General features: G+C 56.1%; 23 protein-coding genes. 20 read left to right on the forward strand and 3 right to left on the reverse strand.

Annotated features, from left to right (window positions below; all coding sequences use genetic code 11):
- The first annotated feature begins 14 nt into the window (after positions 1-14).
- The 4 genes from mutY to A3OW_RS0121040 all read left to right on the forward strand — a co-directional run bounded on the left by mutY (position 15) and on the right by A3OW_RS0121040 (position 3,928).
- Entirely contained in the window at positions 15-1,085 is a 1,071-nt protein-coding gene (mutY, locus tag A3OW_RS0121025; protein ID WP_020565431.1) for an A/G-specific adenine glycosylase, read from the forward strand.
- A 21-nt stretch (positions 1,086-1,106) separates the two neighbouring features.
- Positions 1,107-1,379 (forward strand): oxidative damage protection protein, encoded by a 273-nt coding sequence (locus A3OW_RS0121030; RefSeq protein ID WP_026223799.1) that lies wholly within the window; start codon positions 1,107-1,109, stop codon positions 1,377-1,379.
- 264 nt (positions 1,380-1,643) lie between these two features.
- Positions 1,644-2,309, forward strand: coding sequence for a response regulator (locus A3OW_RS0121035; protein ID WP_026223800.1), 666 nt, complete (start codon positions 1,644-1,646; stop codon positions 2,307-2,309).
- The gene (locus A3OW_RS0121040) at positions 2,309-3,928 is read left to right on the forward strand and encodes an ATP-binding protein (RefSeq protein WP_020565434.1); all 1,620 of its coding nucleotides are present in this window, start codon (positions 2,309-2,311) and stop codon (positions 3,926-3,928) included. Before A3OW_RS0121035 ends, A3OW_RS0121040 begins: the two co-directional genes overlap by 1 nt.
- Before the next feature lie 82 nt (positions 3,929-4,010).
- On the opposite strand, the gene A3OW_RS0121045 is transcribed toward A3OW_RS0121040, so the two are convergent.
- Entirely contained in the window at positions 4,011-4,874 is an 864-nt protein-coding gene (locus A3OW_RS0121045; protein ID WP_020565435.1) for a fumarylacetoacetate hydrolase family protein, read from the reverse strand.
- A gap of 101 nt (positions 4,875-4,975) precedes the next feature.
- Here A3OW_RS0121045 and rpe point away from each other — a divergent pair, with 101 nt between their 5' ends.
- From rpe to A3OW_RS0121085, 7 genes are all read left to right on the forward strand, one after another.
- Positions 4,976-5,647: a ribulose-phosphate 3-epimerase gene (gene rpe / locus A3OW_RS0121055; protein WP_020565437.1), complete on the forward strand. Its 672-nt coding sequence runs from the start codon at positions 4,976-4,978 to the stop codon at positions 5,645-5,647.
- 68 nt (positions 5,648-5,715) lie between these two features.
- Entirely contained in the window at positions 5,716-7,203 is a 1,488-nt protein-coding gene (gene trpE / locus A3OW_RS0121060) for an anthranilate synthase component I (RefSeq protein WP_020565438.1), read from the forward strand.
- On the forward strand, positions 7,200-7,790 hold the full coding sequence (locus A3OW_RS0121065) for an anthranilate synthase component II (protein WP_020565439.1): 591 nt from the start codon (positions 7,200-7,202) through the stop codon (positions 7,788-7,790). The genes trpE and A3OW_RS0121065 overlap by 4 nt, the downstream gene beginning before the upstream one ends.
- Before the next feature lie 241 nt (positions 7,791-8,031).
- Positions 8,032-9,051, forward strand: a complete 1,020-nt coding sequence (gene trpD / locus A3OW_RS0121070) for an anthranilate phosphoribosyltransferase (protein WP_020565440.1) — start codon at positions 8,032-8,034, stop codon at positions 9,049-9,051.
- 9 nt (positions 9,052-9,060) lie between these two features.
- Positions 9,061-9,861 carry an indole-3-glycerol phosphate synthase TrpC gene (gene trpC, locus A3OW_RS0121075; RefSeq protein ID WP_020565441.1) on the forward strand — a complete coding sequence of 267 codons (801 nt, stop codon included), beginning with the start codon at positions 9,061-9,063 and terminating at the stop codon, positions 9,859-9,861.
- 153 nt (positions 9,862-10,014) lie between these two features.
- Positions 10,015-10,842 (forward strand): glutamate racemase, encoded by an 828-nt coding sequence (murI, locus tag A3OW_RS0121080; RefSeq protein WP_020565442.1) that lies wholly within the window; start codon positions 10,015-10,017, stop codon positions 10,840-10,842.
- Positions 10,843-10,897: 55 nt separating this feature from the next.
- A complete protein-coding gene (locus A3OW_RS0121085) occupies positions 10,898-11,629 on the forward strand; it encodes a pteridine reductase (protein ID WP_026223801.1) in 732 nt (243 codons plus the stop codon).
- On the opposite strand, the gene folK is transcribed toward A3OW_RS0121085, so the two are convergent.
- Together folK and folB are read right to left on the reverse strand one after the other, a co-directional pair.
- Positions 11,618-12,118: a 2-amino-4-hydroxy-6-hydroxymethyldihydropteridine diphosphokinase gene (gene folK, locus A3OW_RS0121090; protein WP_020565444.1), complete on the reverse strand. Its 501-nt coding sequence runs from the start codon at positions 12,116-12,118 to the stop codon at positions 11,618-11,620. The two genes, A3OW_RS0121085 and folK, sit on opposite strands and share 12 nt — an antisense overlap.
- Positions 12,115-12,474, reverse strand: coding sequence for a dihydroneopterin aldolase (gene folB / locus A3OW_RS0121095; RefSeq protein WP_020565445.1), 360 nt, complete (start codon positions 12,472-12,474; stop codon positions 12,115-12,117). Before folB ends, folK begins: the two co-directional genes overlap by 4 nt.
- A 91-nt stretch (positions 12,475-12,565) precedes the next feature.
- Between folB and plsY the strand changes: the two genes are divergently transcribed.
- The 9 genes from plsY (at position 12,566) to A3OW_RS0121150 (ending at position 18,658) form a co-directional block, all read left to right on the forward strand.
- Positions 12,566-13,150 (forward strand): glycerol-3-phosphate 1-O-acyltransferase PlsY, encoded by a 585-nt coding sequence (gene plsY, locus A3OW_RS0121100; RefSeq protein ID WP_020565446.1) that lies wholly within the window; start codon positions 12,566-12,568, stop codon positions 13,148-13,150.
- A gap of 297 nt (positions 13,151-13,447) precedes the next feature.
- The gene (locus A3OW_RS25585) at positions 13,448-14,011 is read left to right on the forward strand and encodes a septal ring lytic transglycosylase RlpA family protein (protein ID WP_020565448.1); all 564 of its coding nucleotides are present in this window, start codon (positions 13,448-13,450) and stop codon (positions 14,009-14,011) included.
- Between the two features lie 295 nt (positions 14,012-14,306).
- The gene (locus A3OW_RS0121120) at positions 14,307-14,648 is read left to right on the forward strand and encodes a BON domain-containing protein (protein ID WP_020565450.1); all 342 of its coding nucleotides are present in this window, start codon (positions 14,307-14,309) and stop codon (positions 14,646-14,648) included.
- A gap of 86 nt (positions 14,649-14,734) precedes the next feature.
- The gene (locus tag A3OW_RS0121125; protein WP_026223802.1) at positions 14,735-15,286 is read left to right on the forward strand and encodes a ferritin-like domain-containing protein; all 552 of its coding nucleotides are present in this window, start codon (positions 14,735-14,737) and stop codon (positions 15,284-15,286) included.
- Between the two features lie 2 nt (positions 15,287-15,288).
- Positions 15,289-15,426 (forward strand): hypothetical protein, encoded by a 138-nt coding sequence (locus A3OW_RS28045; protein WP_020565452.1) that lies wholly within the window; start codon positions 15,289-15,291, stop codon positions 15,424-15,426.
- A gap of 59 nt (positions 15,427-15,485) precedes the next feature.
- Positions 15,486-16,520 carry a PQQ-dependent sugar dehydrogenase gene (locus A3OW_RS0121135; RefSeq protein ID WP_020565453.1) on the forward strand — a complete coding sequence of 345 codons (1,035 nt, stop codon included), beginning with the start codon at positions 15,486-15,488 and terminating at the stop codon, positions 16,518-16,520.
- A 485-nt stretch (positions 16,521-17,005) separates the two neighbouring features.
- A complete protein-coding gene (locus tag A3OW_RS0121140; RefSeq protein ID WP_020565454.1) occupies positions 17,006-17,296 on the forward strand; it encodes a DUF883 family protein in 291 nt (96 codons plus the stop codon).
- Between the two features lie 391 nt (positions 17,297-17,687).
- Positions 17,688-18,080 (forward strand): BON domain-containing protein, encoded by a 393-nt coding sequence (locus A3OW_RS0121145; protein WP_026223803.1) that lies wholly within the window; start codon positions 17,688-17,690, stop codon positions 18,078-18,080.
- 17 nt (positions 18,081-18,097) lie between these two features.
- On the forward strand, positions 18,098-18,658 hold the full coding sequence (locus tag A3OW_RS0121150) for a hypothetical protein (RefSeq protein WP_020565456.1): 561 nt from the start codon (positions 18,098-18,100) through the stop codon (positions 18,656-18,658).
- Positions 18,659-18,674: the final 16 nt, after the last annotated feature.

The following is an 18,674-nucleotide window of genomic DNA, read 5'->3' on the forward strand; positions in this document are numbered from 1 at the left end:
TTCCAGCCTTAACCATGTCTTCTTCCATTCCGAATTTAAGTCCGACGGTTTTTCAGCAGCACATTCTTGCCTGGTTTGACCGATGCGGCAGAAAGGATTTGCCCTGGCAGCAGAATAAGACGCCTTACCGGGTGTGGATTTCCGAAACAATGCTGCAACAGACGCAGGTCGCCACCGTCATACCGTATTTTCAGGCTTTTACGGAACGCTTTCCCGACGTCGAAGCCCTGGGCGAGGCTTCGGTCGACGACGTGTTGCTGCTTTGGTCGGGACTGGGCTATTACAGCAGAGCCCGAAACCTCCATAAAGCGGCGCAGCGGATTGCCCGAATGCCGAGTTTTCCGGATACCCTGGAGGAACTGCTGCAACTGCCCGGAATCGGCCGGTCGACCGCAGGCGCCATCCTGAGCCTTGCATTCCATAAAAGCCACCCCATACTGGACGGAAACGTCAAAAGAGTATTGTGCCGATTCGAAGGCGTAGCAGGATGGCCCGGCCAGGCGGCCGTGGACAAACAACTTTGGGCCCTGAGTTCACATTACACGCCTGTGGACCGGGTGGCCGATTACACGCAAGCCATGATGGATCTTGGGGCGACCGTCTGCACCCGGAATCGTCCGAATTGCGCGGCTTGCCCTTTGGCAAGCGATTGTGCCGCCCGTCTCGCCCAGCGGATTTCCGCTTATCCGGAGGCGAAACCCCGGAAGGTCAAACCGGTAAAAGAGAGCGTCTTTTTGATTTTGAGCAATGGCGAAAATCGGATTCTGCTTGAAAAAAGGCCCCCTGCCGGAATCTGGGGCGGTTTATGGAGCCTGCCCGAGTTCGACAGCGTCGATTCGGCGTTAAATTGGTGTTCCGAGAAAAAAATCGGCATGGTCTGCCGGCAACTCATGCCGAAGAGGCGCCATACTTTTTCCCATTATCATCTCGATTATCAGCCTCTGGTCGTCCGGACGGACGCTTTGCTCGACGATACGGTCGGGGAAGCGGATCGCAGCGTATGGCATAAAGCGGAACAGATCGAGGGTCTGGGGCTGGCCGCCCCGGTTAAACTATTGTTGCAACAGGCAATCCAATTCAACTGAAACTCTAAGGGGAGACTCGTTATGGCAAGAATGATTCATTGCGTAAAATTGGGAATAGAAGCGGAAGGCTTCGACGAACCGCCTTTTCCGGGGCCCCAGGGGCAGGAAATCTATGAAAAGATCTCGAAAAAGGCATGGCAGCAATGGCTGGCCAAACAAACCATGCTGATTAACGAATACCGGCTGGCCAGTTTCGACCCGAAAGCAAGAACCTTTTTAGCCGAAGAAAGAGCCAAATTCCTGTTTGAAGGAAATAACGACATGCCGGCCGGCTACGTGCCGCCCAAGCCCTGAAACGGCCATGAGCGTTTCAGGGCAAGAGGCAGGTGCGAATTTTCGAGCATTCGATTCAAAGAGGGCGTCTCTTGACTTATCATTAACCTCTGGGTAGAAACCGCCGCTCCGGAGATCGATCGGTGGTCCGCCGGCTTGAGAAATCACGGCTGATTGCCGTTGCTTTCGGCGGTTCATTCAAGCGATGCGGGCAGTTCCGTGGCTTGCACGGGCGTTAGTTTAGAAAACTGCATTCGCCTTATTTTATTTTGAGAAAGAAATGACATGCGATTATTACTGGTTGAAGATGATGAAATCCTTGGAGATGGACTGGTAGCCGGTCTTAAGATGGAAGGATATGCCGTCGACTGGTTGACGAATGGAAAACTTGCCGAGGAGGCGCTAAAGACCAATGTTTACGAACTGATCGTACTGGATTTGAACCTGCCCGACCGGGATGGGCTGGATATTCTGCGAGAGCTGAGAAACCGCAAGAATGAAACGCCGGTGCTGGTATTGACCGCCAAGGATACGATTCAGGACCGGGTGACCGGACTGGACAGCGGCGCCGACGATTTTGTAATCAAACCGTTCGACCTCAACGAAGTGTGCGCCCGGTTGAGAGCCCTGGCGAGAAGAAACGAAGGGCGGGGCACTCCGACGATCGAATACCGGGACATCGTCCTGGACCCGGCCTCGCATCAAGTCACCCTGCGCGGCGAAAAGGTCGACCTGTCGCAAAAGGAATTCGAGATATTAAGTTTTCTGATGAGCAATATCGGCAAAGTGGTATCGAGAGCCCGGCTCGAAGAGAGTCTTTACTCGTGGGATTCGGACATTGAAAGCAACACCGTCGAAGTACACATCCACTATCTGAGAAAAAAATTGGACCCGGGCATTATCCGAACCGTCAGAGGCGTGGGCTACATCATCGATGCCGAAGAGGATTAATGAATTATTCGCTCAGACATTTGCTATTGGTGACGTTGCTTTCGGCCACCATGCTGATTTGGGGGGTGACCGCCTTTTACAGTTACAAGGTCACCCGGAATGAAGTCTCCGATTTATTCGATGCGGAACTGGCGCAATCGGCCAAGGTGCTTCTGACTTTCGTCGAAAGTCTGTCCCGGGACGGCTCGTTGCCGGATTACTGGAAGGGCAACCAGAGCAGTCAACTGGGCTACACCTATCCTTTGGGCAGCAAATACGAACGGAAACTGGCTTTTCAATTGTGGTCGGAAGATAACGTGCTGTCGCCGCCGAAACCTGAAAAAAAACCGGATTTTTCGGTAGACGACTTTAAAGTGACCGAAGAGGACAGTCAGCTATGGAACGTGTTCGAAGAATTCATGCAAACCCATACGCTGCCGCAGAAATACGAAAGAAAAATAGCTTTTCAATTGTGGTCGAAAGCGCGGGGACTGCTGCTGCGTTCCGACAGCGCGCCCAAATTTTCTTTTTCGTCGACGCTCCGGGGCTTCAGCAAGGCGATGGTGGACGGCGATTTGTGGCATATCTACAGCATTTCCAACACCAGCGGCGACTACGTCATTCACGTTGCGCAAAAAGAAGAGATCAGGACCGAATTGTCGGATGAAATTTCTCAGCAACTGGTCACTCAGTTTCTGATTGGTCTGCCGATTCTGGGCATCTTTATCTGGCTGATCGTCGGCCACACGATGAAGCCGATCAGCCGTCTGGAAAAAGCGATTTCCAAACGCGAGGCCAGCTACCTGAAGCCCTTGAAAATCGCCAAACTGCCCAAGGAAATCGTGCCGGTAGTCAAAGAGATCAATAATCTGTTCGTGCAACTGGAAGAAGCGTTCGAACACGAGCGCCGCTTTACCGCCGACGCCTCGCATGAGTTACGAACCCCGCTCGCCGGACTGCTGACCCAGGTGCAGGTGGCTTTGAGGACCGACGACGACAGCGTGCGCAGGCAGTCGCTGAAACGGATCGAACAGGCGGTCAACCGCATGACCTATATGGTGCAGCAACTTCTGACCTTTTCCCGGATTGAATCCGGCGCCGAATATCTGGTGAAAGAACCCATCTCGATCAGCCGGGAAGTTGTCCAGGTCATCGCGGACATCGAGCCGGAAGCGCACAAGAAGCGGATTCAGATGGAATTCGAGGAAGAAAAAGTGCCGCCGGTCATCGCCAACAGCCAACTGATCAGCATCCTGATCCGGAACATCATCGACAATGCCATCAAATACACGCCGGTGAACGGCATGATCATGATTTCCCTGGCCGAGAAGGAGAAAAAGGTTGAACTTTGCGTTGAAGACTCGGGGCCCGGCATTGCTCCGGATCAATATGAAAAATCTCTGGAGCGCTTTCACCGGTGTGCCGAAACAGCCAATACCGTGCAAGGCACCGGGCTCGGCTTTTCGATCGTTCAGAGGATCGCCATGAGCCACGGCGCAGAAATCCACCTGGGCGTCTCCCAGTTCGGCGGCCTGAAAGTCACCGTATCGTTCCCGCTGCCGCGAAGAAAATCGGATACACGATTACAGAAGAGACTGGGGTTATTTTCGGTCGTAAAAAACGGCAAAGCCGGGCAATGAACGGCCTTTCTTTAAGAGAGGCTGTCGTAAAAGTCAATACAGAACCCTCTCCCGCGGGGAGAGGGAGCTTTTACGAGGCTCTCTAAGAGTCGTCCGGTTCCTGGATCACCGGATTGACGAGCGCGCCTATTTTTTCGATTTCGACCCTGACCGTCTGGCCCGGTCGCAGATAGCCCCGCGGCGTCATTTTAACGCCGACCCCCGCCGGCGTGCCGGTGCTGATGACATCCCCGGGCTCCAGCGTCATCGCTTGCGACAGATAGGCGACCATTTCATAGCAATTGAAAATCATCTGGCCGGTGTCGGCATTCTGGCGCAATTCGCCGTCGACCCAGGTTTTTATCGCCAGACGGTGAGGATCGCCGATTTCGTCCGGCGTGACCAGCCAGGGACCCAACGGGCCCGCCGTATCGAACGATTTACCGATCATTAGGGTCGGCGATCGCGCCTGCCAGTCCCTGACCGACACGTCGTTGGCGACGGTGAAGCCGGCGATCACCTCGTGCGCCTTTTCGACGGGAACATGACGGCAGCGCCGGCCGATGACGAAAGCCAGTTCGCCTTCGTAATCGAGCTTGTCGGAGACTTTGGGCCGCTGAATGGCCTCGCCCGGGCCGATGACGCAGGTGCTTTGCTTGGTAAAGAAACTCGGATAGTCGGGCTTGTCCTTGCCGGTTTCGGCAATGTGATCGGCATAGTTGAGACTGATCGCCAGAAATTTGCCCGGTCTCGGCACCGGCGCTTCGAGCTTGACTTCGCGCAGGGCAAGACGGTGCCCGCCGCCGTCGATCTGCCGCTGCATCGCGGCCAGAGCCGGGGCCCCGCCGTTCAGAAAAGCGATCATGTCCGCCGGAATGTCCGGGCTGCCGGCGCTGTCAATGACGAATTCGCCGACGACGGCGCCGACGCGGGTTAATCGGTTATGAGTGAAAGTGATCAGTTTCATCGGCAGATTTTCCGGTATTATTACATTCCGGATATTGTATAACGAAGATTACGGGCAAAAAAAAAGTTATAATTTGCAATTTTAACCTCGAGGATAAGAAAATGAACGAAAACTGGATTGCTCCCTCCATTCTGTCCGCCAATTTCGCCAAACTGGGCGAGGAAGTGGACAACGTATTGGCCGCCGGCGCCGACATAGTGCATTTCGATGTGATGGACAATCATTTTGTCCCCAATCTGACCATCGGCCCCCTGGTCTGCGAAGCTTTGCGCAAGCACGGCGTGACCGCGCCGATCGACGTGCATTTGATGGTTGAGCCGGTGGACCGCATCATTCCCGATTTCGCCAAGGCCGGAGCCACCTATATTACGTTTCATCCGGAAGCCTCGGTGCATATCGACCGTACCCTGCAATTGATCAAGGACAACGGCTGCAAGGCCGGCCTGGTATTCAATCCGGGCACGCCTCTCAGCTATCTCGATTACGTCATGGACAAACTGGACATGATTCTGTTGATGTCGGTGAATCCCGGTTTCGGCGGCCAATCCTTCATTCCGTCGGCTTTGCCCAAACTGCGTGAAGTCAGAAAACGAATCGACGAGAGCGGCCTCAATATTCGCCTGGAGATCGACGGCGGCGTCAAAACCGACAACATCCGCGAAATCAAGGCCGCGGGCGCCGATACCTTCGTTGCCGGTTCCGCCATTTTCGGCAAGCCGGATTACAAAAAAATCATCGACGAAATGCGGGCTGAAATGGCCAAGGCGGGGTAAATCCCGCCTTCAGGCGGACCGTTTTTCCGGTTAACCCGAATGTGCAGATCCTTTTGACATCTCCGATAATGACTCCAGAACAATTCAATCAATACGCCCGCGAGGGATTCAACCGTATTCCGATTATCCGCGAAGTCCTGGCCGATCTGGATACGCCGCTCAGCGCCTATCTGAAACTGGCCGACGGCGCTTATTCCTATTTATTCGAATCGGTTCATGGCGGAGAACAATGGGGACGCTATTCGATCATCGGTCTGCCGTGTCAAACCGTCATCAGGATTACCGGCAAGCAAATCAGTCTGGAAAAAAACGGCAGGAAGGAACAAACGATCACGCACGAGAATCCCTTGCTGTGGATCGAGCAGTTCAAGGAAGGCTACAAAGTGCCGGACATCGCTCATCTGCCCCGGTTCAACGGCGGCCTGGTCGGCTATTTCGGTTACGAAACGATCGGCTACATCGAGCCGCGCCTCGGCAATTCCCGCAAACCCGATCCTCTGGGCAATCCGGACATTGTCCTGATGGTTTCCGAAGAGATGCTGGTCTTCGATAATCTGTCGGGCAAACTGCTGCTGTTGACCCACGCCAATCCCGAAGAAGAGCGGGCGTTCGAGCGCGCGGAGGCCCGGCTGAGCGAGCTGGCCCGCAAGCTGAGGGAAGTTCAGGCCCGTCCGGCCAGGCATCCGTCGCCGAAAAAAGTGAACGAATCCGACTTCGTCTCCGGCTTTACCCAACAAGGATTCGAGGATGCGGTCCGCAAAGCCAAGGACTACATCACCGACGGCGACATCATGCAGGTGGTGCTGTCGCAGAGATTGTCGATTCCGTATACGGCGGAGCCGCTCAATCTGTACCGCGCGCTGCGCTGCCTGAATCCTTCGCCTTACATGTTTTATCTGAATCTGGGCGACTTCCATATCGTCGGCTCGTCTCCGGAAATTCTGGTCCGGCTCGAGGACAACATCGTCACGGTGCGGCCGATCGCCGGCACCCGCCGCCGGGGCGCCACGCAGGAGCAGGATCTCGCCCTGGAAAAGGAACTCCTGGCCGATCCCAAGGAAATTGCGGAACATCTGATGCTGATCGATCTCGGCCGCAACGACGCCGGGCGCGTCGCCGAAATCGGCAGCGTTCAGCTCACCGACAAAATGATCGTCGAACGCTATTCCCACGTCATGCACATCGTATCCAACGTCATCGGCCGCCTGAAACCCGGAAAAAACGCGTTCGACGTGCTGGCGGCCACGTTTCCGGCGGGCACCGTCAGCGGCGCGCCGAAGATTCGGGCAATGGAAATCATCGACGAACTCGAACCGGTCAAGCGCGGCGTCTATTCCGGAGCGATCGGCTACATCGCCTGGTCCGGCAATCTCGACACCGCGATTGCGATACGGACCGCGGTGATCAAAAACAACATGCTGCACATTCAGGCCGGCGCCGGCATCGTCTACGATTCGATTCCGCGCAACGAATGGGATGAAACGATGAACAAGGGCAGGGCCATTTTCCGTGCCGTCAGCATGGCCGAAGCCGGACTGGAAGGAGAGCAGGCATGAGCGCAATCAAATTGGTCATGATCGACAATTACGATTCGTTTACCTACAACCTGGTGCAATACCTGGGCGAGCTCGGCGCCGACGTGACCGTCGTGCGCAACGATCAGGTGACCGTGGCAGAAATCGAAAGCCTCTCGCCCGACAAGATCGTCATCTCGCCGGGCCCCTGCACGCCCAAGGAAGCCGGCGTCTCGGTCGAAGCGATCCACAAGCTGGCCGGGCGTTATCCGATCCTCGGCGTATGCCTCGGCCATCAGAGCATAGGCTATGCCTTCGGCGGCAAGATCGTGCACGCCAAAAGCATCATGCACGGCAAGACCTCGAAGGTCTACCACCATAACGTCGGCGTCTTCAAGGGGCTCGAGAATCCTTTTACCGCTACCCGCTACCATTCGCTGGTGATCGAGCGGGCTACCCTGCCGGACTGCCTCGAGATTACCGCCTGGACCCAGGACGAACAGGGCGGCTTCGACGAAATCATGGGCGTGCGGCACAAAACGCTCGACATCGAAGGGGTGCAGTTCCATCCGGAATCGATCCTGACCGAGCACGGGCACGATCTTCTCCGGAATTTCTTGGAAAGATGAAAAGTAGGGCGCGCCTCGCGTACCTTGTTCAAGGCCCCAATGAATCGGATAATTCTGAAAATGGCATGTGCGATCAATACCATCTTCTACAAGTTTGAGAAATTTTCTCGAAAGACGATAATTTGGTAGGGTACGCATCGCGTACCTTGTTCGAGGCCTCGATGAGTCGGATAATTCTGAAAATGGTATGCGGTACATACCCTACAAGGCTTAAAAATAACCATTTAAAACCGAGCCATTCATGCAAATCCAACAAGCCCTGCAAAAACTGCTCGACAAACAAAACCTGACCGCCGAAGAAATGCATTCGGTGATGCGCCAGATCATGAGCGGCGGCGCGACCGACGCCCAGATCGGCGGTTTTTTGGTCGCGCTGCGCTGCAAGGGTGAGACCGTCGACGAGATGGTCTCCGCGGCGGAAGTGATCAGGGAATTGGCCGGCAAAGTGCCGGTCGTCGGCGACCACGTCGTCGACACCTGCGGCACCGGCGGCGACGGCGCCAATACCTTCAATATTTCCACGGCCTGCGCCTTTGTCGTGGCCGCGGCCGGCGGCCAGGTCGCCAAGCACGGCAACCGTTCGGTGTCGAGCTGCTGCGGCAGCGCCGACGTGCTGGAAGCCGCCGGCGTCAATCTGGAATTGACCGCCGAGCAGGTGGCGCGCTGCGTCAACGACATCGGCGTCGGCTTTTTGTTCGCGCCCAAACATCACGGCGCGATGAGACATACGATCGGACCCCGAAGGGAAATGGGCATCCGGACCTTGTTCAATTTATTAGGGCCTCTGGCCAACCCGGCCGGCGCGCCGAACCAGTTGATCGGCGTATTTGCCAAGGAATGGGTGAAGCCTCTGGCCGAAGTGTTGAAGAAGCTGGGCAGCCGGCATGTTTTGGTGGTCAGCGCCGAAGACGGTCTGGACGAAATCAGTATCGCCGCTCCGTCGCACATCGCCGAGCTGAAGGAGGGTAAGGTATCGGTTTATTCCGTAACGCCGGAACAATTCGGGTTGAAACGGGCCAGCCTTGCCGAGCTGACCATCCGCGACGCCGAAACGAGTCTGTTAATGATGAAAGCGGTGCTGGACAACCGGCCGGGGCCGGCGCGGGACATCGTCGTATTGAACGCCGGGGCGGCCATTTATGCGGCAAATTTAACCGATTCCCTGGCCGCAGGCATGGACAAGGCGGACCGGGTCATCGCCGGCGGCGCCGCGCGCGCCAAGCTGGACGCCCTGGTCGATTACTCGAAAACTTTAAGATAACAAAGAACCATGACCGATACTCCCGATATTTTAAAAAAGATCCTCGATAAAAAAGAAGAAGAGGTCGCCCGGCGTAAATTGCGCACGCCCGTCGCCGATCTGGAAAGTTTTGCCGAGTCCGTCGAGAAGCCCCGGGGGTTCTACCGGGCGCTGCAAAGCAAGGTACTGACCCAAAAGCCTGCCATTATCGCCGAAATCAAAAAGGCGTCGCCGAGTCAGGGCGTCATCCGGGAGGATTTTCAGCCGATCACGATCGGTCTGGATTATGCGATGAACGGCGCCGCCTGCCTGTCGGTCCTGACCGACAAGGAATTTTTTCAGGGCTCCGAAGTGTACCTGCAAATGGTCCGGGAACGCTGCCCGCTGCCGGTTCTGAGAAAGGATTTCATGATCGATCCCTATCAGGTCTACGAAGCGCGCGCGCTCGGCGCCGATTGCATCCTGTTGATCGTCGCCGCTCTCGACGACGGCCGGATGCGCGAGCTGGCCGAATTGGCGGCCAAACTGGGCATGGACGTTCTGGTCGAAGTGCACGACGAAAAAGAATTGCACCGGGCGCTGCGGCTCGATACCCCGCTGATCGGCATCAATAACCGTAACCTGCGCACTTTCGAAACCTTATTGCAGACCACGCTGGACCTGAAGGCGCAAATCCCCGAGGACCGCCTGGTCGTCACCGAAAGCGGCATCCATACGCCGGCAGACGTGCAACTGATGACCGACAACGGCATCCATGCCTTTCTGGTCGGCGAAGCGTTCATGCGCGCCGACAGTCCGGGACAAAAAATGCGCGAATTGTTCGGCTTGTAATCGGCGGCAAAGCGAGACGGGCTTTTGTTTCTTATGAAGATTCCGGACCATGAACTTGAAATAATGGCGGTGAGCCGGGGTGGCCTGCCGGAGTCGTTTTGATGGCTTGCCGTTTGCGAACCGGTCATCCGGAACCTGCGGGAATTTAGGAAAATGGACGCCTCGCATCCTGTTGGCGTATTCGATTCCGGCGTCGGCGGTTTGTCGGTGCTGCGCGAGATCCGGCGGCAATTGCCGTCGGAACACCTGCTGTATGTGGCCGACTCGGCCTTTGCGCCGTACGGCAACAAGCCGCAGGAATTCATCGAGGCCAGGTCGATGGCGATTGTCGAATTTCTGTTGCGCCGGAATGCCAAGGCCATCGTGGTGGCCTGCAACACGGCGACCGGCGCCGCGGTTGCAACAATACGGGCACGCCACTTGTTGCCGGTCGTGGCGATGGAGCCTGCGATCAAACCGGCGGCGGCTTTGACCCGGTCCGGCGTCGTCGGAGTGCTGGCCACGCAAAGGACGCTGGCCAGCCATAATTTCGTCAAATTGTTCGAGCGCTACGGCAACGGCGTCGAGATATTGGCTCAGGCCTGTCCCGGCCTGGTGGAACAGGTCGAGACGGGCGATCTGGCCGGTCCCGGCACGCGCCGCCTGCTCGAACGCTATCTGTCGCCTCTGTTGGCCAAAGGCGCCGATACGCTGGTGCTCGGCTGCACGCACTATCCCTTTCTTCGGCCCTTGATCCAGGAAATGGCGGGGCCGGACGTCGCCGTCATCGATTCGTCCGAAGCGGTCGCGCGCCAGCTTTGGCGGCGGCTCGAGGCGCACGACCTGTTGGCTGCCCCGGAGCAAAAAGGAACGGAGCGGTTCTGGACCAGCGCCGACCCGGCGTCGGCTGCCCCCATCCTCCGGCAATTATGGCCCTTATGTCACGAAGTCCGCAGGCTGACCGAAATTGATGCCGGAGAGGCGGCATTCTTGTGTCCCTGAACACGAGCCATTCGGCAAAGTGATCGAAAAAATTTTTCACGGCGGAGCAAAATCGATGGAAAAAAACGTATTGATCACCGGTGCGGCCAGGCGCATCGGCGCGGCTTGCGCAAGGCGATTGCACCGGGAAGGCTGCCACGTCATTGTGCACTATAAGTCGTCGGAGCAGGAAGCATTGGCGTTGTGCGGCGAATTGAACCGGCTGCGTCCGGATTCGGCCAGCCTGTTGCAGGCCGAGCTGTTGGACCTGAATCAGTTGGCGGAAATGGCCGAAGCCGCGAAAAAAGGCCGGGGCGGCATCGACGTCTTGATCAACAACGCGTCGGCGTTTTATCCGACGCCTTTCGGCGAAGTCACCGAGGCGCAATGGGACGAGTTGCTCGGCAGCAATCTGAAAGCGCCGTTTTTTCTCGCGCAGTCCTTGCACGAAACATTGACGGCCAGGAACGGCTGTATCGTCAATATCGCCGACATTCATGCCGAGCGAGGCTTGCCCGATTATTCCGTTTACAGTATCGCCAAGGCCGGACTGGTGGCGATGACGCGGGTGCTGGCCAAGGAAATGGGGCCGGAAGTCAGGGTCAACGGCGTGGCGCCCGGCGCGATCATTTGGCCGGAACACGATTTGTCGGAACAAGGCAAACAGGAGATCTTGCAGCGGGTGGCTTTGAAAAGGAGCGGCGAACCGGACGACATCGCCAAAGCGGTCCTGTTTTTGATCCGGGATGCCGGGTACGTGACCGGACAGATCATCACGGTCGACGGCGGGCGTACGTTATTCTATTGACGACCAGCCCGGCTTGAGGCGTTTTTGCCTGAGATCGGATTTATCGAATTTTTCCCACATTTCCCGATAATCGGTCCCAGTGACGGGATGTTTTTCGTCGCCTGCGATTTCCGCCAAGGGTTCCAGCACGAACGCATAGCGCTCGATTTCATCGCGCGGTATCTGCAGGTATCCGTCGCTGACGATCAGATCGCCGTACAGGATCAGGTCGAGGTCGAGCGTCCGCGAGGAAAATTTCTTGCAATTGCGCGTCCGGCCGTGTTCCAGTTCGATTTGCCGCAATTCCTTGGCGATGGTTTTGACGTCGAGCCCGGAGTCGAAGCCGACGACGAGATTGTGAAAGGTTTCGCCGGAAAAACCCACCGGCTCGGATTCGTAAGTACTCGATACGATCAGACCGCCAAAATATAAAGACAGCGCGCGCAAGGCGCTCAGAATGTTTTTTTCCTTGTCGATATTGCTGCCGATGCTGATATAGCCTCTGGTCACGGTTTTCGCTCCCCCCGTTCCATCGTGATGCCGACGTCGCTGGCGCCGCTGATGGCGCCTTTCTTGTTCAACGTCAGTTTGACCCATGGAACGTTGAATTCGTTTTGAATGATTTTGACAATTTCGGAACTCAACTTTTCAACCAGGTAGAACTGGCTTTCTTCGACAAAGGAAATGATTCGTTTCGAGACCTTTTTATAGTCGAGAGCATATTGAATATCGTCAGTTTCGGCGGCTTTGCCGATGTCGAAGCCCATTTCAATATCGAGCACCACGGTTTGCTTGGTTTCCCGTTCCCAGTCGTAGATGCCGATGATCGTTTTGATTTCGAGACCGCCTAAAAATATGATGTCCATGGTGATTTCCGGTTATTATGTGCGTTTTTAAATGGCTAAGTATCCGGCAATTGAGTCCGGCTTACAAGTTTCGAATGATGAAAGGTATAAAATGATTGAATGGGTGTTTTTTCCGGCGGCCTATCTGATAGGCTCGGTTTCCAGCGCTATTATTATCTGCCGCATGATGGGCCTGCCCGACCCGCGCGAGCAGGGTTCGGGCAATCCGGGCGCGACCAACGTGATGCGCATCGGCGGCAAGAAGGCCGCGGGCATTACCTTGCTGGGCGATTTGTTGAAGGGACTGATTCCGGTCTATGCCGCCCAGTTGCTCCAAGCGCCGGCGGAACTTCTGGCGGCCACCGGGCTGGCGGCCTTCCTCGGCCATCTCTACCCGGTTTTTTTCGGATTCAAAGGAGGCAAGGGCGTCGCGACCTCGATCGGCGTTCTGCTCGGCTTTTCCTGGTTGTTGGGCCTCGCGTTCGTCGCCACCTGGCTGCTGGTCTACAAACTCGGCAAGATCTCGTCCCTTTCGGCGCTCGTCGCCTCCGCTCTATCGCCGCTGTACGCCTGGTTCATTATCGGCAATTCCGTGCTCGTCGCCGCCACCGGCGTCATGACGATCATCCTGCTCTGGCGCCATAAAAGCAATATTCAGCGCTTGATGGCCGGTGCGGAGCAGGAAATAAAATCTTGAAGCCTTCCGGTAAAATGATTCGTGTTTACGACCTCCAAAGGTAGGGGCGAATTTATTCGCCCGATCCCTCTTTATCGTAGGCGAATAAATTCGCCCCTACCCAGGTTCCGTACACAGAACTGAAAATATTCCAGTTTTCTTCAATACCTTCTTTCCTTTTTCGCCCGATCTCAGCCGCTTCTCTGCGCACGCACAATAAGGTCCGATGCTTCGCATTTGTTCGAGACCGAACGGAGCCGGTCTCGAATTTCATGTATTTTAAAAATGAATTTTTTCAAAGAATGAATTTTAAAAATCATGAACACTTTTCCCGGAACCGTAAAATTTTGCCGCGGCTGCGGGCAAGCCGCGCTGGTCTTGACTCTGGCGTTGTTCGGATGTTCTGAAAAAGAACCGGACACAACCGCCAAAACCAAGAAAGAAAGCAAGGCGACCTACAAGGAAGTCGGCGAGGCCTCCTGGTACGGACCCGGATTTCACGGGCGCAAGACGGCCAGCGGCGAGATCTACGATCAGCACGACATGACCGCAGCCCATCCCACTTTGCCGCTGGGAACCGACGTCGAAGTGACCAATCTCGAAAACAAGAAGAAGGTCGAGGTCGAAATCACCGATCGAGGACCTTATGTAAAGGATCGTGCTATCGATCTGTCGAAAGCCGCCGCGAAAAAGCTCGGTATGAAAGAAGAAGGGGTCAGCGAAGTCAAGATCGAGACGACCGAACCGATAAAGAAAAAAAGCACGGCCGGCAAGAGCAAGAAAAAACAGACCGCTAAAACGCAAACAAAATCCGCAAAGAAGAATCAGGCAGTCAAGAAAAAGAAAAAAACTGCTTCCGGCACATCCGACGCGACAAAATAAATAACCCAGGCGCCGTATGTTCGTCACCGCACCGACACGGGCTGAATTTCAGCCTAAAGTAATGCCAGTCTTGCCTTCAAGCCACAAGCCAATCTTTGGAGACCGTCCGTGCGTTCAGCCGGAGGCATTGATTCTTTTGGCATAAGGCCTGTTTCCGGACCGGCAAGGCAGAGGCCGGATGAATCCATCGACTTTGCCTGCCGCGACTTGCCGGTTCATCCCCAGGCAGGGATTTTCGCCGTCCGGGGAGCAATCGAACCGGCCGTCATCATTTTATTTTCATGGAGAAGCCGTTATGAAATCACTTAAACATTATTCAGCATTATTTCTGGCGTTGGCCTTCATTTCCTTGTCCGGCTGCGCGACCGACAACGGCCGCACGGATCGAAGCGGAACGGGAGAAACCGCCGGCGCCTATCTTGACGACAGCGTGGTCACCACCAAGGTGAAAACCGCCCTGTTTAATGAACCTGGCCTGGATTCCGGAGAAATCACCGTGGAAACCTATAAAGGCGTGGTGCAGTTGAGCGGTTTCGTGGAATCTCAAAGCGACATCGATCGCGCGGTTGAGGTGGCCAGGAAAGTCGAAGGCGTCAAATCGGTAAAAAACGATATGAGGCTTAAAACCAAGTATTGATGGTTTTGGAAAAAAACGAGCCGTTGCCTTGGAAAACGGCCCGGATTTTCCCAACCGATCGTCAACCGCCCTTCGGAGAGGCCGTCATGTCTAATCCACATCCATTAACCGACGTTCAAACCTTGCGTGCGCAAGCTCGCCAGCATCTGGCCGACGGCGCGGTAACGGCCGGGTATTCGGCCGACGCACAGACCGTCATCGGACTGCTCAATGAAGCATTGGCGACGGAGCTGGTCTGCGTGCTGCGCTACCGGCGCCACTATTTCATGGCCAAAGGCATTCAATCGAAAGGCATCGCCCAAGAGTTTCTCGTGCACGCGAACGAGGAACAGGAACATGCCGATCAGATTGCCGCGCGCATCGTCCAGTTGGGCGGCGAGCCCGACTTTTCGCCCGACACACTGACCAGCCGAAGCCATGCGGAATACGTCGAAGGCCGTACGCTGGACGACATGATCAGGGAGGATCTGGTGGCGGAACGGATTGCCATCGACAGTTATCGGGAAATGGTCGGGTATCTGGGCGACCGGGACCCGACCACCCGCAACCTGCTGGAAGGGATTTTGGCGGTCGAGGAAGAGCATGCCGACGAGCTGGCCGAGCTCTTGCAGGGAAGATCGGCGGAGGCAGGGATGTGACAATGAAGCGGCTGGCAACGTTGATCGCGCTGTCGGCCGCGTCTTTTCGGCAAAAACAGCGGGCGGAAACGGTCGCCGAAGAGATGGGCGGCGTCGTCGAGTCCGTGGCGAATGAGCTTGTCTCTAGGGAGCCGTCATGACAAAGCATGGCTTTAAAAACGGCGCCGGGGGGACTGAGGTCTTCAGGCTATTTCAAAGCATGGGCAGGATTCTCTTGACCGCTTCGATCGGCGCCTGTTCCGGGCTGCCCGGAGCGAAGCTGGAGCGGATTTCGCTCCCGCCGGGCTTTTCGATCCGCCTGTATCAGAACGACGTGCCCGGTGCCCGGACGCTGGCGTTCGGAGACCAGGGCACGTTGTTCGTCGGTGCCTACGAAGAAGGGAAAATCTACGCCATTCCCGCAAGACGGGACGGTACAGGCAAGGTGCTGGTGATTGCCGAACAGTTGCAAAGCCCATACGGCATCGCCTTCAAGGACGGCGCTTTGTATGTGGCCGAACGCAGCCGCATCGTGCGCTTCGACGATATAGAAAATCGTCTGGACCACCCGCCGAAGCCCGCCGTCTTTTACGACCTCGGCCTCAAATACGCCCGCCAAGGCTTGCGCGTCCTCCATTTCGGACCCGACGGCAAGCTGTACGTATCGATCGGCGTGCCCGAGCTGGATCGCTACAGCGTCATTCTTCGCATTGACCTGGGCGGCAGCGCGGAAGTGTACGCGCACGGCATCCGCAATTCGGCCGGCTACGACTGGCATCCCGAAACGCACGAGCTGTGGTTCATCGATAACGGACGCGATCTCCTAGGCCGCGATGCGCCGCCGGGCATGCATTTCGGCTACCCCTATTGCCTTGCGGGAGAACTGGCCGATCCGGTGTCCGGCCTTGGAAGGCCCTGTTCCGGGTTCACGAGGCCCACCCAGCGGTTGGGTCCCGCCGCCCTGGGCATGCGGTTTTATACCGGCTGCCAGTTTCCGTCTGCGTACCGGAACCGTATTTTTATCGCCGAGCACGGCTCCTGGAACCGCAGTCCCAAGCTGGGTTACCGAATCAGCATGGTGACGCTGAGCGGCAACGACGCCGTGCACTATGAACCGTTCGCGGAAGGCTGGCTGCAGGGAAGCACGGCATGGGGACGGCCGGTGGACGTCGCCGTTGCGCCGGACGGATCCTTGCTGGTCTCCGACGACAAGCAGGGCGCGGTTTACCGAATCAGCTATGACGACGGCCGCTGAAACATTTTTTCCTTGATACCGCCGGCCGGACGGATTCGTTTGCCCGGCTGCAATCGGGAAAAAATCGGCTAATGTCCGCTTCGGCGCATCCTGCATTTATGTGCGCTATCGAACCGACTGTTCCGGCTTTTAGGCTTATTCTGTTACTCAAGATGCATCCCGGTAAAGAAAAGAACCGCAGAAAACGGCGGAAATTTTTTAGCGAAGGCATCTTCTTATCAACACTCCGGCGGCAGACCGTCGGACAAGATAAACGGGAAGAGCGACGTGACGCTCGATAAACGACGAGGAGATTATGATGGGTAGATACGTGCTTGCCTGGTTACTTGGTGTACCACTGTCCTTGCTGGTCATCATTTATCTGATCTTTCACTGATTTTGTGTTCATGATTTCGGACGTCTGGTATCGGCGCTCCGGATGGAACTAATCAACCATGCCGTAAAACGGCACTCACTGTAACTTTAAATTGATAGAGGAGATTGTTATGGAAACCACAAGAAAAGGCACTACAGGCGAAACTGTAGAACGCGTGAAAACCGGTGCGCACGATACGGTGGAAACCGTCAGAGCCGGTGCGCACGAAGCGGTGGAAAGAGTCGCCGAAGCCTCGACCAGAGCCGCGGAAGCGCTCAACGAGAAAACCGAACAACTTACCGAAGCTCAAGAGCGGCTGAGAGAACAGATACGCGAATACGTGCGCGAAAATCCTGTGACTTCATTAGGCATAGCCCTGGGCAGCGGTTTTATTCTGAGCCGTTTGATGAGCCATCGCTGAATCGGGCCCGAAGGTTGGGAACGGTTGTCCCGGAAAGAGAGAAAGCCCAGGTAAATTAGAAGGAATAGCGCTCGCGCGTTGCCGCCCGTCCGGTTGATGGAGCCTGTCTTGAATGAAAAGGCGGTTTTAACGCCGAATGGGCCGAACGTCAGAAATTTGCCGTCATGACGGCGATAAACAGGAAAATGCCCGCATCCTTTCCGGACGTCCAACAGTGACGGAACGTATTCGCGTTTTTTCCTCATCCTGATCCGTGTCTTCATGAAATCAGGCTCGCGGCCACGGCGGTTCTTGATCCAACTGACCAGAAATCATCCGGGCATGGCGGAAAACGCCGAGAGAGCTTATGGGCTTTGCAATTAATTGAAGTTTTTATTTAAGGAGTATCGTTATGCCTCAACGATTGTCATTACTAATCCTGGCCCTGGCTGCCGGATTGATGCTGGCGGCGGGGCCGGCCGGAGCCGCAGGCGGCACGGCGGGCAGTCCTGCGGAAAATACCGGACGCAACGTGCGCGACAAGGGCGATGCGACGCTAACTCCGTCAGATCAGGATCAAGACGAGAGCGATGTAAAAATCACGGCAGCCATCCGCAAAGCGGTTACCGACGACGATTCCTTGTCGGTCAATGCGCACAACATAAAGATCATCACCCGTAACGGCCTGGTCACGTTGCGCGGACCGGTCGACAGCGCAAAGGAAAAAGCCGCTGTGCAAGCCATTGCTCAGAAAACGTCGGGCGTCACTCGGGTGGATAATCAACTCGAAGTCGCGACGCCCTAAGCGCTTAGGAGAATCTCATGAATAAAGCAGTTTTTTGTATTGCTCGAACCAACGAGCAGGTGGAACGAATCGTCAGCGAATTGAAAGCGGCCGGTTTTTCCAACACCGATATTTCGGTGTTGCTGCCGGACAAATCCGGTACGCATGAATTTGGTCATGAAAAACACACCAAATCCCCCGAAGGCACCGCAGTCGGCGGCACGATCGGCATCGGCACGGGCGCGATCCTGGGCTGGCTGGCCGGCATCGGCACCCTGGCCATTCCGGGCCTGGGACCGTTTATTGCCGCAGGACCGATCATGGGCGCACTGAGCGGGGCCGCCGTGGGCGCGGCGACCGGCGGGGTAGCCGGAGCCTTGATCGGACTCGGCATTCCGGAGTATGAGGCCAAACGCTACGAAGGCAGAATTCAAGGCGGCAATGCCCTGGTGTCCGTCCATACCACGAGCTCCGAAGCCCGCTCCAAAGTGGAAGATATTTTCGAGAGAGCGAACGCAGAGGACATCTCGTCGGCCGATGAAGCCGAACCCAAGCATCCCGCCTCGCCTTCGAGCACGGTGGAACCGCGACATTACTGACTTCTTGTTTGATTTA

This window comes from Methylosarcina fibrata AML-C10, from assembly GCF_000372865.1.
In the GTDB taxonomy this organism is placed as follows: Bacteria; Pseudomonadota; Gammaproteobacteria; order Methylococcales; family Methylomonadaceae; genus Methylosarcina; species Methylosarcina fibrata.